General features: G+C 33.2%; 20 protein-coding genes. 10 read left to right on the top strand and 10 right to left on the bottom strand.

Annotated elements, in window-relative coordinates:
* Window positions 1–134: 134 nt before the first annotated feature.
* From AAYQ19_RS07975 to AAYQ19_RS08020, 10 genes are all read right to left on the bottom strand, one after another.
* Window positions 135–902 (bottom strand): LytR/AlgR family response regulator transcription factor, encoded by a 768-nt coding sequence (locus AAYQ19_RS07975; protein WP_343535719.1) that lies wholly within the window; start codon window positions 900–902, stop codon window positions 135–137.
* Window positions 903–949: 47 nt separating this feature from the next.
* Window positions 950–1,321, bottom strand: a complete 372-nt coding sequence (locus AAYQ19_RS07980; RefSeq protein ID WP_343535720.1) for a 2TM domain-containing protein — start codon at window positions 1,319–1,321, stop codon at window positions 950–952.
* A 20-nt stretch (window positions 1,322–1,341) separates the two neighbouring features.
* The gene (locus AAYQ19_RS07985; RefSeq protein WP_343535721.1) at window positions 1,342–1,659 is read right to left on the bottom strand and encodes a 2TM domain-containing protein; all 318 of its coding nucleotides are present in this window, start codon (window positions 1,657–1,659) and stop codon (window positions 1,342–1,344) included.
* Complete coding sequence (locus tag AAYQ19_RS07990; RefSeq protein ID WP_343535722.1) at window positions 1,650–1,979, bottom strand: hypothetical protein; 330 nt, start codon at window positions 1,977–1,979, stop codon at window positions 1,650–1,652. The genes AAYQ19_RS07985 and AAYQ19_RS07990 overlap by 10 nt, the downstream gene beginning before the upstream one ends.
* Before the next feature lie 2 nt (window positions 1,980–1,981).
* Window positions 1,982–2,317 carry a 2TM domain-containing protein gene (locus AAYQ19_RS07995; protein WP_343535723.1) on the bottom strand — a complete coding sequence of 112 codons (336 nt, stop codon included), beginning with the start codon at window positions 2,315–2,317 and terminating at the stop codon, window positions 1,982–1,984.
* Window positions 2,318–2,319: 2 nt separating this feature from the next.
* Complete coding sequence (locus AAYQ19_RS08000; protein ID WP_343535724.1) at window positions 2,320–2,622, bottom strand: 2TM domain-containing protein; 303 nt, start codon at window positions 2,620–2,622, stop codon at window positions 2,320–2,322.
* Window positions 2,622–3,983 (bottom strand): 2TM domain-containing protein, encoded by a 1,362-nt coding sequence (locus AAYQ19_RS08005; RefSeq protein ID WP_343535725.1) that lies wholly within the window; start codon window positions 3,981–3,983, stop codon window positions 2,622–2,624. The genes AAYQ19_RS08000 and AAYQ19_RS08005 overlap by 1 nt, the downstream gene beginning before the upstream one ends.
* Before the next feature lie 23 nt (window positions 3,984–4,006).
* The gene (locus AAYQ19_RS08010; RefSeq protein WP_343535726.1) at window positions 4,007–4,630 is read right to left on the bottom strand and encodes a tetratricopeptide repeat protein; all 624 of its coding nucleotides are present in this window, start codon (window positions 4,628–4,630) and stop codon (window positions 4,007–4,009) included.
* A gap of 35 nt (window positions 4,631–4,665) precedes the next feature.
* Window positions 4,666–5,073, bottom strand: a complete 408-nt coding sequence (locus AAYQ19_RS08015) for a DUF2141 domain-containing protein (RefSeq protein WP_343535727.1) — start codon at window positions 5,071–5,073, stop codon at window positions 4,666–4,668.
* Window positions 5,074–5,420: 347 nt separating this feature from the next.
* A complete protein-coding gene (locus AAYQ19_RS08020; RefSeq protein ID WP_343535728.1) occupies window positions 5,421–7,586 on the bottom strand; it encodes a TonB-dependent receptor in 2,166 nt (721 codons plus the stop codon).
* 141 nt (window positions 7,587–7,727) lie between these two features.
* On the opposite strand from AAYQ19_RS08020, the gene AAYQ19_RS08025 reads away from it, so the two are divergent.
* From AAYQ19_RS08025 to AAYQ19_RS08070, 10 genes are all read left to right on the top strand, one after another.
* Window positions 7,728–8,186, top strand: coding sequence for a DinB family protein (locus AAYQ19_RS08025; RefSeq protein WP_343535729.1), 459 nt, complete (start codon window positions 7,728–7,730; stop codon window positions 8,184–8,186).
* Between the two features lie 9 nt (window positions 8,187–8,195).
* Complete coding sequence (locus AAYQ19_RS08030) at window positions 8,196–8,669, top strand: hypothetical protein (protein ID WP_343535730.1); 474 nt, start codon at window positions 8,196–8,198, stop codon at window positions 8,667–8,669.
* A gap of 22 nt (window positions 8,670–8,691) precedes the next feature.
* Window positions 8,692–9,150: a YciI family protein gene (locus AAYQ19_RS08035; RefSeq protein WP_343535731.1), complete on the top strand. Its 459-nt coding sequence runs from the start codon at window positions 8,692–8,694 to the stop codon at window positions 9,148–9,150.
* Between the two features lie 3 nt (window positions 9,151–9,153).
* Window positions 9,154–9,729, top strand: a complete 576-nt coding sequence (locus tag AAYQ19_RS08040; protein ID WP_343535732.1) for a sugar O-acetyltransferase — start codon at window positions 9,154–9,156, stop codon at window positions 9,727–9,729.
* On the top strand, window positions 9,729–10,118 hold the full coding sequence (gene gloA2, locus AAYQ19_RS08045; RefSeq protein ID WP_343535733.1) for an SMU1112c/YaeR family gloxylase I-like metalloprotein: 390 nt from the start codon (window positions 9,729–9,731) through the stop codon (window positions 10,116–10,118). The genes AAYQ19_RS08040 and gloA2 overlap by 1 nt, the downstream gene beginning before the upstream one ends.
* Window positions 10,119–10,483: 365 nt before the next feature.
* Complete coding sequence (locus AAYQ19_RS08050) at window positions 10,484–11,764, top strand: chloride channel protein (protein WP_343535734.1); 1,281 nt, start codon at window positions 10,484–10,486, stop codon at window positions 11,762–11,764.
* A gap of 82 nt (window positions 11,765–11,846) precedes the next feature.
* Window positions 11,847–12,446 carry an HPP family protein gene (locus AAYQ19_RS08055; RefSeq protein ID WP_343535735.1) on the top strand — a complete coding sequence of 200 codons (600 nt, stop codon included), beginning with the start codon at window positions 11,847–11,849 and terminating at the stop codon, window positions 12,444–12,446.
* Window positions 12,447–12,638: 192 nt separating this feature from the next.
* Window positions 12,639–13,181 (top strand): IS1096 element passenger TnpR family protein, encoded by a 543-nt coding sequence (locus AAYQ19_RS08060; RefSeq protein ID WP_343535736.1) that lies wholly within the window; start codon window positions 12,639–12,641, stop codon window positions 13,179–13,181.
* 96 nt (window positions 13,182–13,277) lie between these two features.
* Window positions 13,278–13,643, top strand: coding sequence for a four helix bundle protein (locus AAYQ19_RS08065; protein ID WP_343535737.1), 366 nt, complete (start codon window positions 13,278–13,280; stop codon window positions 13,641–13,643).
* A gap of 37 nt (window positions 13,644–13,680) precedes the next feature.
* Window positions 13,681–14,739 (top strand): nucleoid-associated protein, encoded by a 1,059-nt coding sequence (locus tag AAYQ19_RS08070; protein WP_343535738.1) that lies wholly within the window; start codon window positions 13,681–13,683, stop codon window positions 14,737–14,739.
* Window positions 14,740–14,764 lie beyond the last annotated feature (25 nt).

A 14,764-nucleotide genomic window follows, 5' to 3' on the forward strand; every position in this document is an offset into this window, starting at 1 on the left:
CTGAAAAAGAAATTCCGTAGGAATGAAATATGTGTAGCAACGGATTTTAGTCCGTTGATATGGTAATCCAAATGAAATTAAGTTCCGTAGGAACGACACATTTTGCAATCCTACATTTCACATTTCACAAAAAACTATCCAAGCCAAGATTTAAAATCCTGAACTTTTTCTCGGCTTACAATTACCTCATCTTCTTTGTAAGTCGGTAAAATTACTTTTAACCGTGAATTCGTATAAACCTGAATTTCTTTTATCGCTTGAAGCGGCACAATAAATTTTCTGCTTACGCGAAAGAAATCCTTCATGTCCAGTTCTTGCTCCAGAATCTCGAGAGTTGAATCGATTAAATAATTTCGGTTATCAAAAGTATGAATGTAAGTTCCTTTGTTTTCACTAAAAAAACATTCGATTTCATCTGTCGTAATCACTTTTAAATGCTGTCCAATTTTGACTGTGAATCTTTTCTTGAACGTTTTCTCAAACGGATTTGAAAGCATTTTTCGGATTTGTTCAAAATCAAGTTGCAAATTATTGCTTTCAGCTTCTGTTTTTGGAAGTCGGGTTTTGAATTTCGTTACCGCAACTTCTAGATCATCTTCATCAATTGGTTTCAAAAGATAATCAATGCTATTAAGTTTAAAAGCTTTTAATGCATATTCGTCATAAGCTGTTGTAAAAATAATAGCGCTTTTGATATCTATTTTTTCAAAAATTTCAAACGACAAACCATCAGAAAGCTGGATATCCAAAAATATTAAATCTGGATGCTGATTGTTGCTAAACCAATCCACAGATTCTTCTACAGAATGCAGCATGGTTTCGACAGCAATATCTAATTTTTCTAATTTTCGCTGTAATAATCTTGCAGCGGGCTTTTCGTCTTCTATAATTAATGTGGTCATTTATTAGATTGAAAAAAATTAAAAATTTGGTTTTGGTTATGGTAAAATTACTCCCATTTATTGGTATTCTGAGCTTCTCTATCCATATATTTTTGGATTTTTTTCTGCTCCCAGTCATGTCCAAAAAACACATCTGGTCCAAAAACGGTGAAAGCATGAATCAATAATGCAATTCCCCACCAAAAAGCTGTAGAATACGTATGCCAGTCTGTTAATCCGTTATAAATGATATCTTTCCCGAAGATATCGCGATTCAAATTTGTAATGATAATGATTGCATTTACAATAATGTAAACTCTTAAGTGTGAATAAAAACCTTTGATTCTTTTTACTTTTCTGTATGCCATCATAAAGTTTTCGTCCTTGTTTTCAAACTCTTCTCTATATTCTTCAAACATTCTTCTTCTAAAACGTCCCATTTTATTTCGTTTTTATAAAATTATTGCCACTTGTTTCTGTTTTCTTTTTCTTTATCCATGATCTCTTTGATCTTTTTTTCTTCCCAGCCTTTTCCTAAAACCGGAAATACTTCAAAAACCTTCAATCCATGAAAAACAACTCCAACTCCCCACCACATCAAAGGCCAGTAAAACCATAAATGATTTGGTGATGTGTAAAGATTAATGAAAATCAAAACCGCATTTACAATTAAAAATGATGTCAAATTTCCATAAAACCCTTTGATACTCTCGACTTTCTTTTTGGCCAAGTAATATTTATCTTCTTCATTAAAATTCATTTCCATGATTATATCCATTTTTGTGTTTTTGTCTTTTTCTCTAAAATGCTTTTCGCTTTGCGCTCTTGCCAATTGTCTCCGAAAATTTTATACGAAAGAAATAAATCAATCACTGAATATAAAAAAACGGAAGTCCAAATTACCAACACAACGAAATTTAAATACTTAAAGGGGAAAAAGTTAAATGCTATTCCATAAAACTCTTTTAAAATAAATCCCAAAAGTCCAATTCCGTAAATAAGCGCATGTACACCAACTGATTTGAATTTGAATTCCTTTTTTTCGAAAATGCGCTCAAATTCATAATTCCTTCTATCATTAATGCAATTCATTTCCATGACTATTCCCATTTTTGTGTTTTCGTCTTTTTCTCTAAGATGCTTTTCATTTTGCGCTCCTCCCAATCTTGTCCAAAGATTTTGAAAGAAGCAAACAAATCTACTGCAGAAACTAAAAATGCAGTGGTCCAGACACACATTACAAATCCGTCAAGAAATCCGATTGGCCAAAAATTAAACGGAACACCAAAATATTCTTTCAGTATATAAATAATTACGCCAATGATATAAACGAGCATATGACTGTAAAATCCTTTTAACTTTTTGACCTTTTTTGCTGCCATTTCTTCCAACTCCGCCTCAAACTGATCGGTTTCATTATTAAATTTTGTTTCCATAATTACTCCCAAGTTTGTTTGTTTTTTTCTTTATCTAAAATCTCTTGAATTTTTCGTTGCTCCCATTCTTTATTAAAAAAAGGCATCACTTCAAAAGCTTTTAATCCGTGCATAATTAATCCAAATCCCCAACCCAACACACACCAAATAAACCACAAATATCCTGGAGAAGTCATAAGATTTACTGCAATTACAATCGGGTTTACCAAAATAAATACAGTCAAATGCTGGTAAAATTCTTTAATTTCTCTTACTTTTTTTTGAGCTTCGTAATAACGATCTGCTTCAGCATATTTCTTTTCCATTATTTCCAGGTTTGTTGTTTGTTGTTTTCTTTTTCTAAAATCTCTCTAATTTTGCGTTCTTCCCAATCTGAGCTGTAACCAAAGACTTTAAAAGCATGCATTACGACTCCAAATCCCCAGCCTAAAGCCGAAAACCAAAACCATTGAAATCCAGGAGAATACCTCAAATTTATAAAAATTAAAAACGGAATCACACAACAATACGAAATTACATTTCCGTAAAAACCTTTTAATTCCTCTACTCTTTTTTTAGCTCTGAAATAAGCTCTATTTTCATCGCTATAGTCTGCACTTGTTTCCATAACTGTTATTTGTTTCGTTAAAATTGGAATTTTAACTGTGAATGTCTGTTCATTTTGTTCTATTAAAACTTTTCTGTTGGTTACGATTCCGTATCGACTAACGATGTTTTGTAATCCAACTCCTTGTCTGTCTTGCAAAACTTCTTTCTTTTGAAAATCATTCTGAATTGCAAGATAATCTCCGTCTATAAAAATCCTGATGTGCAAAGGTTTTTGCTCGCTTACGATATTATGTTTTACCGTATTTTCTAATAAAAGTTGCAACGATAACGGAACCACTTTTGCATCTGGATTAATGTTTTCTGATGGCAATTCGTAAAACAAACTGTTTTCGAAACGCATTTTCAGAAGGTTCATATAGGTTTTTGCAAACGATAATTCATCTTCTACAGAAACTAGTTCTTTGTCTTTCTGTTCTAAAACATAGCGATATACTTTAGATAAAGAAGTCGTAAATCGTTGTGCATTATCTGGGTTTTCTTCAATCAAAGAACTTAAAACGTTCAAGCTGTTAAAAAGAAAATGCGGATCAATCTGGTTTTTTAAGCTCTCGAATTTAGCATTTGCTGTTCCGGCAATAATTTTTTGTTGTGTAATTTCAAATTTTGAGGCCTGTTTCCATTTTACCATAAAACTTCTGGCCTGCAAAAAAGTTGAAACTCCCAAAGAAACAACGATATAAAAAAGATGCACCCAAAGCATTCGTGCACTAAAAAACACATCTACAGTCACGTTTTGCAGAATAACAAAAATGAAATAATTTATTCCTAAAACGACAGGAACTGTATACAACACAGTAGTCAGGATTCCGTAATAAACTCTCAAATTTGTTTGTTCAAGCCAATCCCATTTTTTATCTAGATAAACACTGATAAATCCGTTCCCGAAACCGAGTCCGAAAGAATAAAGACAGCTTACAAAAAAAGTTACAAGAACGTTCTTAACACTTAAATCGTCTCCCAAAAATGCTGAAAACAATATTGCAAAGACCATAGAAATCTTAAAACATGTAATCGTTCCATTTCTAACATCTGCAAAGCTACTTCTATAGTCTTTCATTCTAAATCAACTTAAATTAGTTTTTATTTTTTGCAATTTTTTTGTGCTTCCAACGCTCTTTCTAATCCCCATTTTGGAGAAAAAGGCGTTGCAGGTTTAAATGTAGCAAAAAGTTCAATAGCTTTATCAACTTGCGCACAAAGTGGCTTTGTATCAACTCCTGTCCATTTTGCGCCGCCCAATTGGTAATCTGCTTCGCCAAAAACTGCTCTTGGATTATTTGGATCGATCGCTTTTGCTTTTGCGTAAGCTTCCATCACTTTGCCAGAATATTTCATTCCGTTTGTCATTGGGTCAGCTACTACATATCCTGTGTAAATCAAAGCCTGCATCACATACAATTCGGCATTGTTTTGATCTTTAATCATTTCTTGATCAAGAGCATCTTGCGCTTTGGTCAACAACAAATCAATTTTTGTTTTGTCTTTTTCAGTAAAAACTGCAGTCGCATTAATCAAAGCAACATAATAATTTGGAAGATAACTTGTTTTGTCTGCCGCCGCGATTCTTTCAAACATTGCCGAAGCCTCTGCATTTTTTCCTTCTTTCCAAAGTCCGAAAGCTTTTCCCATTCCTTGTTCAAATTGTGTTTGCGCTGAACTTATTGTTACTACAACTAGTGCGATTAAAGTGATGATTTTTTTCATTTTATAAGTTATTTAATGGTTTAGTTATTTGTTTATTAGAATTTAATTTCAATTTTTGAATCTTTACCGACATTAAATTTTGCATCAGCATATGAAGGTGGTCCCATAAATCCTTTTGCATTGTTTGAAGCCGCATATTCTTCTGATGGAATTCCCATTGCATTTCTGTCAAGCTGTCCGTTGATGTTTTCATCATGATATGTCGAAATTGCATATTCGCCAGCAGGAAGATTTTCAAAAGTCACAACTGCTTGATTGTTTTTAATTTCGGAAACAAGACTTTTGTAAGTTGTTTTCAAAAAAGTTCCGTCTGAATTGTATAATCCTACTTTAACAACTCCTGTATCATTTTTCAATCCTGAAACAGCAACAGTTAATTTTACATTTTGAGCAGACATTAAGCTGCAGATAAATAAAATAGTTATTGTAATAATTTTGGTCATGATTTCTTTTTTTTTAAGGTTCTAAGATTCTGAGTTACTAAGGTTCTAAGTTTTTTGTTGATGATTAAAACTCTTTTTTTTAGGTTCAAAGGTCCAGAGCTGCAAAGTGGCAAAGGTTTTTTCTAATTTATAAGATTCAAAACTTTGAACCTTTGTCACTTTGTTTCTTTGTTCCTTTTAATTTACACTTCAAAAGTATGTTGGTTTTAAGTCTTTTAAAATTAAATGGTACTGAGTTGTCGAATTTGGTGACTGAATTGTTTTTTTTAAGGCACTAAGGTTCTTAGGGTCTAAGGTTCTAAGCTTTTTTCCTTAGAACCTCAGTATCTTAGCACCTTAGAACCTTTTTAAAGATTCTTCAACTGATTCTCATTTTTATTCTGGCTGATGGTCCAGAAGAAACCGATGAAGAAAAATCTGTCTGCGGTTGGTATAACTGCTTGTCTTTGATAAACACCGCTTGCATCTGGATTTCTAGCGTAATCGTATCCGAAAATATTTTGAGTTCCTAAAACATTTGAAACAGAGAAATAAAGGATTTTTTGTGTTGTCAATAAATACGCCCAGTTGAAACTCAAACTATTGTATGATTTTGTTTTTCCGTTCATAAATTGTGTTTGGTTTGGATCGTTGTACGGACGTCCTGAACTAAAACTATTTGTAAATCCAACTTGTGATTTCCAATCGGTGATGAAATATTTTGTTACAACCGACAAACTATGGTTAGCAATAAAACTAGGCGTTGCCATCGTTGGAAAGTTTTTATATTGTCTTTCAGAATCGATGTATGAATATGAAATCCAATATTCTAAGTTTTTATACAAATTGCTGTCTCTCCAAAACAAATCGATTCCTTTTGCGTATCCTGAACCGTTATTATTGAAAACCGAATTGTATTGAATATCTCTTGTATCATATTGAACCAAATTACTATAATCTTTAAAATAAGCTTCGGCTCTAAAAGTTTGTCCCGGTTTTGTAAATTGATAATTCAGGATATAATGTCTTGCCTTTTCGCTTTCAAACTGATGGTATTTTGAATATTTGATGTAATCGACAACAGGTGTTTGCGAAAAATCTCCGTAAGCAAAAGAGAATTGACTGCTTTTTGAAACTTTATAAGCCAATGAAGCTCTTGGTGCAATATTGTTTTCGTTTAACAAACTATTATTTGAATATCTTAAACCAACTTTCATTGCCAGTTTTTTCGAGAACAAAATATCTCCTTCGGCGTAAGCAGCAAAAATGTTCGAATCGTAGCCATTATCAACATTAACTGAAATATTATCGTTTACATTTTCATTGAATTTTGTAATGAAATAATCCGTACCAAAAGACAATTTGAAATAGTTTGAAACTTTTTTCTGCAATTTCAATTTCAGTTGTGCTGCATTTTCATTGTTGTCAACATCAGTTATATTATAAGTCACTTTGTTTTTGCTGTAACCGTAGCTAATTCCAGAAGTCAATTGCCAACCTGTTCCAAAAGTTCCTTTGTAAGAAGAATTTAAGTAGAAATTATTGTTGTTCATATCCGTTCTGATCGGATTTTCGAAATTGACATTCTTCTGATTCAAATCAAATTTTTCTGAGTCGAAAGAAGCATATAATTTGAAGATTCCGTTTGTGAAATTGTATCTATAAACCGTTTCTCCACCAAGCGATTGATACGGATTATTCCAATCTACATTTTGAGGAATTACAGCTTGATAAGGCGCTAGATTTACATACATCATGTTTACGCTCAACGAACTTTTATTCCATTTCTGTGTATTTCCTAAACCCAAACCAACAGTCATAAATGAAATATCAGTTTTTTCATGATCTGCTTCATCTTGCGTATTTAAAAGCAAAACACTTGACAAAGCCTCACCATATTCCGCAGAATAACCTCCAGTAGAAAAAGCAATTCCGCTAAACAAGAAAGGAGAAAATCTACTTCTTGTTGGCAAATTATTTGTCGTTGCACCATATGGTTGCGCCACACGAATTCCGTCAACAAAAGTCTGCGTTTCGCTGGCTTCACCTCCACGAACAAACAAACGCCCGTCCTCGCCTACATTCTGTGTTCCTGGCAAAGTTTGCAAAGCGGCAACAATATTTCCTGCTGAACCTGCTGTTGTCACAATATCTAAAGGTTTTAAAACCGAAACTCTTGCTTTATCTCCAGATTCTAATGTTCCAGCTGTAATTACAACCGCATCAAGTGTGTTAACATTTTCTCTTAATTTGATTACTTGATCTTTATAATTTGCAAGATCAATTTCTTGCTTGAAAGTTTCAAAAAGTAAAAAACTAACTACGATAAACTTGTTTCCTGTTTCGCTAGTTTGAAAAGAAAAATCTCCCGTTTCAGAACTTGTTGCTCCATCATAAGTTCCATCAATATAAATATTTGCACCTGCAATTGGTTTTCCTTTTTGATCTACTACTTTTCCTGAAATCGTATTTTGAGCAAAAGTTAAAGCTGTAAAAAGTAAAAAGCTTATTGTAAAAAATAATTTGGTTTTCATGTCATCTTTGGTTTTTGATGAAGCAAATGTATTTTAACAATTAGCGTTAAAAAATATATAATAACCCAATTGTAGAATTTCGAGGATGAGTTGTAAAATACTTATTTGTATCTTAGCTAGGAAAACCAAAAATTACCATTTATGTCAGAAAGTAAACGAATTTCAAATCTATATCAATCCATTTATGATGGAAATCCTTGGCTGGAAGTAACTCTAGCAGGAACTTTAAAAAATGTAACGGCAGCACAAGCTTATAAAAAGATAAATCCGAACTTGAATACGATTTGGGAAATTGTCAATCATCTTATTCAATGGAGACGAAATATTCTAGAAAGAATGAGTGGCGAAGTAATCAAAACTCCAGATCATAATTATTTTGTGCCAGTTTTAGATCCTTCTGAAGCGGCATGGGAACAATCGCTTCAAACGTTGGCAAAATCACAAGAATCTTGGAATGCCTTTTTTGAAAATTTTGACGATGATCATTTGGCAAAAATATATGTCAATAATGGTCATTCGTATTATGAACATCTGCATGGAATTATTCAGCATGATGTTTATCATTTAGGGCAGATTGTTATTTTGAAAAAGCTGCTTTAAAAATTTACAATGATTGATGAAACGCTAGATTATCGCTTCTTAAAAATTAAAAATGGGAAACCTTTTTTTGCCATCGTAAATCTTGAAGTAAGTCCAAATGAAAATGAAAATGAAATTATTGAAGAATATATAGGCGAAGGCTGGATTGGAATGGGGCATTTTGCAAGTATTCCTGCAAAAGACGAAGCTGGTAAAGCACGTTTCTCTGATTGGAGAAAAGCAGTATTAAAAGGTTTAGAATTAATTTTTTCTAAAATCGAAACCAAATGGACTGTTAAAGTAAAAAAAGTCGAAGGGCTTCTTATTACTGACACCAACCCAACTATTGTAGGTTACGCTGCAATTTTAGCTTTTTGCGAGCAAATCAATTTAAAATTGGATACCGAGTTAAAGAAAAAAATTGAGAATTTCGTCTTTAATAGCTGGAAAGATAAAAACTATGAAAAAGTCCCAAATTTTATAACACTGGAATATGACCTTTAATATTTATCTTAAATTTCATCTTATGAAAAAACTATTTTTTGTAATCTGTTTTTTGCTTGTTAGCATAATCGGTTTTTCACAAGAAACCGAAGTAAAATACGATGAAGCATTAGCAAAATCACTTCACGCCGATGAATACGGAATGAAGAAATATGTTTTTTGTCTTCTAAAATCCGGAACCAATACAACCGCTTCTAAAGAAGAAACTCAAAAATTATTTGAAGGTCATATGGCAAATATTGGGAAATTAGCCAAAGAAGGAAAACTCGCTGTTGCCGGACCTTTTATGAAAAATGATCGAAATTATCGTGGCATTTATATTTTTAATGTCGAAACTATAGAAGAAGCCAAAGCGCTTGTTGCCACCGATCCGGCAATAAAAGCCAATTTATTAGAAGCCGAATTAACGCCTTGGTATTGCACAGCAGCTTTGCAGGAAATTCCAAAATTGCATGACAAAATTGCCAAGACGAAAATGTAAATAATGAAAACAGAAAAAGAAAAAATGATCTCTGGCGAATATTATAACGCTTTTGATCCTGAGTTGGTAAAAGGTCGCCGTGCCGCGAAAAACCTTTTACACAGTTTAAATGTAAAAGAATACAGAGTTACCAAAAAAGCAAAAGAGATTTTAAAAGAATTAATTCCGAATGCTGGAGCAGGTTTGTATATCGAACCTCCTTTTCATTGCGATTATGGTTATAACATTTTCTGTGGAGAAAACGTTTATTTCAATGTGAATTGTGTTGTTTTGGACTGTGCGCCTGTAACTATCGGATCGAATGTGTTTATTGCGCCAAATGTTCAAATTTATACCGCTTCTCATCCGCTTGACGCTGAATTGAGAAAAACATTAGAAAATGCTTATCCCGTTACAATTGGAGACGATTGCTGGATTGGAGGAAATTCTGTTATTTGTCCAGGCGTAACAATTGGAAAAGGTTGTGTTATTGGCGCTGGATCTGTCGTGACGAAAGATATTCCAGACAATTCACTTGCTGTTGGAAATCCAGCGAAAGTTATTCGAAAATTAAATCAAGAACCTGAATCAAATAAATAATGCTTACCCTTAATAAAGTCCATCATATTGCCATTTTATGTTCCGATTATGAAAAATCGAAACACTTTTACACTCAAATTTTAGGTTTAACAATTATCCGAGAAATCTATCGTGAAGAACGCCAATCTTATAAATTAGATTTGGCTTTAAATGGCTCGTATGTTGTCGAATTATTCTCCTTTCCAAATCCGCCACAAAGGCCATCCCGACCTGAAGCTGTTGGTTTGCGCCATTTGGCTTTTGAAGTCATCAATTTAGAAGAAACCATTGCTTTTTTAACTTCAAAAAAAATAGAAGCAGAACCAATTAGAATCGACGAAACGACTGAAAAACGTTTTACGTTTATCGCTGATCCTGATTTGCTGCCAATAGAATTCTACGAGAGATAGGTCTTTGAAAGAAGCAAAGTTACAGCGTTACAGAGGAACAAAGGTCATAACAACACTTTTTTGACTTGCGTCCAGCTTTAGCTGGATGAATAAATACAACCTGAGAGAAAGGCTTTAGCCAAATAACGTATTGTTTGGCTAAAGCCCTTCTTTTTATTTACTCTCTACATCCAGCTAAAGCTGGATGCAATTCAAAACTCTGTCGCTTTGTAACGCTGTTACTTTGCTTTTTTTTAAACGAAAGAATTTTCCTGTTTATATCAGTTTTAACACACTAAAATGAATATTTCCTAGAAAAAACCGAATTTGATTCTTAATTTTGTAATCCGCAGAAAAAAATTGCGGAAATCTTCAAATTTATAGTGATGAACAAAACGGCGCAAATCAAAAAAAATCATCAATTAATTAAACTTCGAAAATTAGTTATTGTTTCTCTTTTAATTGGCTTTCTTTCCGCTTTTCTCGGAATATCTTTAAAAAGAATAACAGAATATTACGAACATATTTTCTTCAATGAAGTTTCCATTCACCCAATATTTTACATCATCTTTCCAGCTTTCGGGCTATCTGTAATTTATTTTTTAAGACATTATCTTTTTAAGAAAAAAGAAAACAAAGGAATCAAAGAAGTTTTTGAAAGTACAGCATCTAAATCAAAAAACCTTCCTTCTTATAAAATTCCATCTCACTTCATCAACGGATTATTAACGGTTATTTTTGGAGGTTCCACCGGAATTGAAGTTTCTACAGTTGTTGCTACAGCAACAATTGGATCGGTCGCACACGAAAAAGAAAATGTTTTCCGTCAGTACAAAACCGAATTAATCTGTGCGGGTGTCGCGGCGGGTGTTACGGCACTTTTCAGCAGTCCGATTGCAGGAATTTTATTTGCTTTTGAAGTGATTTCAAGAAAAGTAACGCGAGCTTTTATAATTTCAAATGTCATTGCGGTTTCAATTGCTTTTGGTTTATTAACCATTTTAAAAGAAGAACCATTATTTGCAGTTTCAATTGTAAGCTGGCAATTAAAAGCTATTCCATATTTTATTCTGCTTGGAATTTTGGCTGGAATAAATTCAGTTTACTTGACAAAATGTGTACTTTTCTTCAAATCTCAATTCGGAAAAATTGACACACATTATTATAAAATAATTATTGGTTCAGTTGTTTTAAGTACTTCTTTATTTCTATTCCCTCAACTATATGGCGAAGGTTATCACGCGATAAAAGGAATTTTCGGTAGTGCCAATCAAGCGCAATTAACCATAACTTTGGCATTGACCTTTATCGGAATTTTAATTCTGAAACCAATTGTTACTTCAATAACGCTAGCATCTGGTGGTGATGGAGGTGTTTTTGCACCAAGTTTATTTATTGGAGCTTTTTTAGGATTATTACTAGCATCCATCTTAAATAGCTTTTTCCATGTCAATGTAATTCCGATTAACTTTATGATTATTGGAATGGCAGCGGTTTTAAGTGCCAGTATCCATGCGCCTTTCACAGCAATATTCTTAGTGTGTGGCTTAACAAATGACTACACATTGTTTTTCCCAATTCTTGTAGTTTGCTTAATTTCAAAATACACGGCAAAAACAATTTATCCGTACACGGTGTACAGTTATTCCCCAAGCTTGATCAAATAATTTTAGACTAAAATAATCTTCAGATCAAAAATATCTAGCAAAATATATTTAAAAGCATAACGAGTAATATAATTCCACAAAAATGCCTGTTCAAAAAATAAAAAGAAGCTACCGCAAGACACGTTACATCCTTTACAAAGAAACGTTAATTGATTACAAAGAACACTTTTGGTCCTTTTTAGGCTCTTTCGTCGGAATCGGAATTTTGGCTTATGTACAATCGATACACTTTTCAGGCCCTGATGCGGTTTATTTAATTGGTTCTTTCGGAGCATCAAGTGTTTTGGTATACGGAATTATTCAGAGTCCGTTTTCTCAACCAAGAAATTTAGTTGGCGGGCACGTAATTTGTGCTATTGTTGGTGTTACTGTCAATAAATTGGTTCCAGACATTATGTGGGTTGCGGCGCCTTTAGCGGTTTCAATTGCCATTATTTTAATGCAGATTACCAAAACACTTCATCCGCCAGGAGGAGCGACTGCTTTAATTGCAGTTATTGGGACAGAAAAAGTAAAAGCCTTAGGTTATATGTATGTTCTTTCTCCAGTTTTTACAGGAGTTATGATTTTGCTTTTAACAGCTTTAGTTTTTAATAATATGACTTCAAGCAGAAGTTATCCAAGCCACAGTACTTATCACAAACATTATCATAAAATTCGAAAAAGACTGGCGAGAAAGTAATTGTGTTTTTTCTCCGAATGTCACCCTGAGCGAAGTCGAAGGGCGCTCCAATTGGAAAAAGGGCTTCGACTTCGCTCAGCCTGACAAACTATTGAAAACTAACTTTCTAAAATCTTTTCAACAAATCACGATTCGTGATTCGTATTTCGTTTTTTATATTTTACCTTTGACCTCTCAATAAAAACAAAGATTATGGTTTATAAATTTAGAGTTATTCTAGACGCCGAAGAAGATATTTTCAGAGACATCGCAATTCTTGAAGACGATACTCTTGAAGATTTACACAATGCAATCTTCAACTCTTTTGGCTTTGACGGATCAGAAGTGGCTTCATTTTATACTTGTGATGATACTTGGAATCAAGAAGATGAAATTCCGCTTTTCGATACAGGAGATGTTCCTGGCGAAATAAGAACCATGAACGATTATCCGTTATCTAGTATTTTAGATAAAGAAAATACAAAGATTATCTACGTTTATGACTTCATCAGTATGTGGACTTTCTTAGTTGAATTGGCCGCTGTCGAAGATGAACAGGTTGGAGTTACTTACCCTGAAACTTTATATTCTCACGGTGAAATGCCAGCAGATGCTATCGAAAAAAACTTTGAAGCTGATGACATGCACGACGATATCTACGGAGAATTTGAAGATGACCTAGACGAAGACGATCTTGACATGTTCGAAGGCGATGATAGCTTCGAGGATTATGGGTTTGAGGAGAATTGGAATTAATCTAAGGTACTAAGGTTCTGAGTGGCTAAGGCTCTAAGGCTTTTATTTTGAGAGATTTTTCTTATTTTTAATTTTATTCAAATTAAAAATATCAAAATGAGCAATTTTAGAACTTTATTGGTTTGGCAGAAATCAATGACCTTGATTACCAAAATTTATTCCTTAACAAACAAATTCCCAAAAGAAGAAATCTTCGGATTGACTTCACAAATTAGACGTAGTTCGATTTCTATTCCCAGTAATATTGCAGAAGGATTTGGACGAGAAAGTGATAAAGATCTTTTACGCTTTTTAAGCATTTCCGTAGGATCTTTATTCGAAATGCAGACACAATTAGAAATTGCAAAAAATATATCCTACTTAAAAGAAGAGGATTTTAACAACTTATACGAGGATAGCCGCGAGGTTGAAAGAATGTTAGTTTCTTTTATAAAAAAAGTAAAAGATAGAACTAAACCTTAGTACCTTAGCATCTTAGAACCTCAGCACCTAGAAAAAAATGATCAATTTATTCAACACTCACATCGATACGCTGGCGATACACCGCGTAGGAAACAAAAGCCGTAATGAGGCTATTTTTTTATCAGAGCAGCCATTTAATTTAAATGATGAGATTGTTCCTTTGATTAAAGAATTCTTTTTTAAGCCTTTTAGAGAAAAAGAAGAAAACTACTATCAGTTTGCACACGAAGTGGACTTGGATTACAACGACATGTTTAAATATGCAACTGAGATTTTTGATAATCCGGCGAATGTTCACGAGGTTTCTAAAAAAATCACAAAACATTTATACGAGCAGTCAAATCACCCTCACATTAAAAACGGAGAGGTTTATGTAACGTATTTGACAAACCTAAGTATTGATAACAATGTTGTTGATGCAATTGGAATTTTTAAAAGCGAATTACAGGCCGACTTTTTACAGTTTGAAGAAAACGGAAGTAACCTTGAAATGATTTTACAACAAGGAATCAACTTGAGTAAATTAGATAAGGGATGTTTGATTTTCAACTTTAAAAAAGAAGAAGGATATAAAATCTTAACTGTAGACAGCAATCGTTACGACGCGCGTTACTGGTTAGAGCACTTTTTATCTGTTGATGCTTTTGAAGATGAAAATTTCATTACTAAAAAATATTTGAAATTCTGTCAAAACTTCGCAAAAGACGTTGTTTTGCCAGCAGAAGACAAGAAAGAGGAAGTAATGTTTATGAACCGATCTGTGAATTATTTCGCTAAAAATGATCAGTTTGAAGAGCAGAATTTCTTGAATGAAGTATTAGACAATCCTGATTTGATTCCTGAATTTAAAAACTATAAAGTTGATAAAGGAGAAAAATACAGCATCGAAGATGTTACCTCATTCCCTATTGCCAACGCAGCAGTTTCTGACGCTAGAAAATCGATTAAAAACGTAATTAATTTGGATACTCACATTCAGATTAAAATGGATTTCATTAATCCTGAAAGTGCAGAAAAATTTGTTGAAAAAGGCTGGGATGAAGAAAAACAAATGTATTACTACTTAGTTTACTTCAACAAAGAAGAGAAAAACTAAGGGTTTTCATTTTCTATTACTTACT

It is taken from the genome of Flavobacterium mesophilum, assembly GCF_039581405.1.
Lineage (GTDB): Bacteria > Bacteroidota > Bacteroidia > Flavobacteriales > Flavobacteriaceae > Flavobacterium.

Bases quoted from the DNA above. Each gene is read 5' to 3' on its own strand.
- AAYQ19_RS07975 (WP_343535719.1), bottom strand. From the start codon at position 902: ATGACCACATTAATTATAGAAGACGAAAAGCCCGCTGCAAGATTATTA.
- AAYQ19_RS07980 (WP_343535720.1), bottom strand. From the start codon at position 1,321: ATGGGACGTTTTAGAAGAAGAATGTTTGAAGAATATAGAGAAGAGTTT.
- AAYQ19_RS07985 (WP_343535721.1), bottom strand. From the start codon at position 1,659: ATGGATATAATCATGGAAATGAATTTTAATGAAGAAGATAAATATTAC.
- AAYQ19_RS07990 (WP_343535722.1), bottom strand. From the start codon at position 1,979: ATGGAAATGAATTGCATTAATGATAGAAGGAATTATGAATTTGAGCGC.
- AAYQ19_RS07995 (WP_343535723.1), bottom strand. From the start codon at position 2,317: ATGGAAACAAAATTTAATAATGAAACCGATCAGTTTGAGGCGGAGTTG.
- AAYQ19_RS08000 (WP_343535724.1), bottom strand. From the start codon at position 2,622: ATGGAAAAGAAATATGCTGAAGCAGATCGTTATTACGAAGCTCAAAAA.
- AAYQ19_RS08005 (WP_343535725.1), bottom strand. From the start codon at position 3,983: ATGAAAGACTATAGAAGTAGCTTTGCAGATGTTAGAAATGGAACGATT.
- AAYQ19_RS08010 (WP_343535726.1), bottom strand. From the start codon at position 4,630: ATGAAAAAAATCATCACTTTAATCGCACTAGTTGTAGTAACAATAAGT.
- AAYQ19_RS08015 (WP_343535727.1), bottom strand. From the start codon at position 5,073: ATGACCAAAATTATTACAATAACTATTTTATTTATCTGCAGCTTAATG.
- AAYQ19_RS08020 (WP_343535728.1), bottom strand. From the start codon at position 7,586: ATGAAAACCAAATTATTTTTTACAATAAGCTTTTTACTTTTTACAGCT.
- AAYQ19_RS08025 (WP_343535729.1), top strand. From the start codon at position 7,728: ATGTCAGAAAGTAAACGAATTTCAAATCTATATCAATCCATTTATGAT.
- AAYQ19_RS08030 (WP_343535730.1), top strand. From the start codon at position 8,196: ATGATTGATGAAACGCTAGATTATCGCTTCTTAAAAATTAAAAATGGG.
- AAYQ19_RS08035 (WP_343535731.1), top strand. From the start codon at position 8,692: ATGAAAAAACTATTTTTTGTAATCTGTTTTTTGCTTGTTAGCATAATC.
- AAYQ19_RS08040 (WP_343535732.1), top strand. From the start codon at position 9,154: ATGAAAACAGAAAAAGAAAAAATGATCTCTGGCGAATATTATAACGCT.
- gloA2 (WP_343535733.1), top strand. From the start codon at position 9,729: ATGCTTACCCTTAATAAAGTCCATCATATTGCCATTTTATGTTCCGAT.
- AAYQ19_RS08050 (WP_343535734.1), top strand. From the start codon at position 10,484: ATGAACAAAACGGCGCAAATCAAAAAAAATCATCAATTAATTAAACTT.
- AAYQ19_RS08055 (WP_343535735.1), top strand. From the start codon at position 11,847: ATGCCTGTTCAAAAAATAAAAAGAAGCTACCGCAAGACACGTTACATC.
- AAYQ19_RS08060 (WP_343535736.1), top strand. From the start codon at position 12,639: ATGGTTTATAAATTTAGAGTTATTCTAGACGCCGAAGAAGATATTTTC.
- AAYQ19_RS08065 (WP_343535737.1), top strand. From the start codon at position 13,278: ATGAGCAATTTTAGAACTTTATTGGTTTGGCAGAAATCAATGACCTTG.
- AAYQ19_RS08070 (WP_343535738.1), top strand. From the start codon at position 13,681: ATGATCAATTTATTCAACACTCACATCGATACGCTGGCGATACACCGC.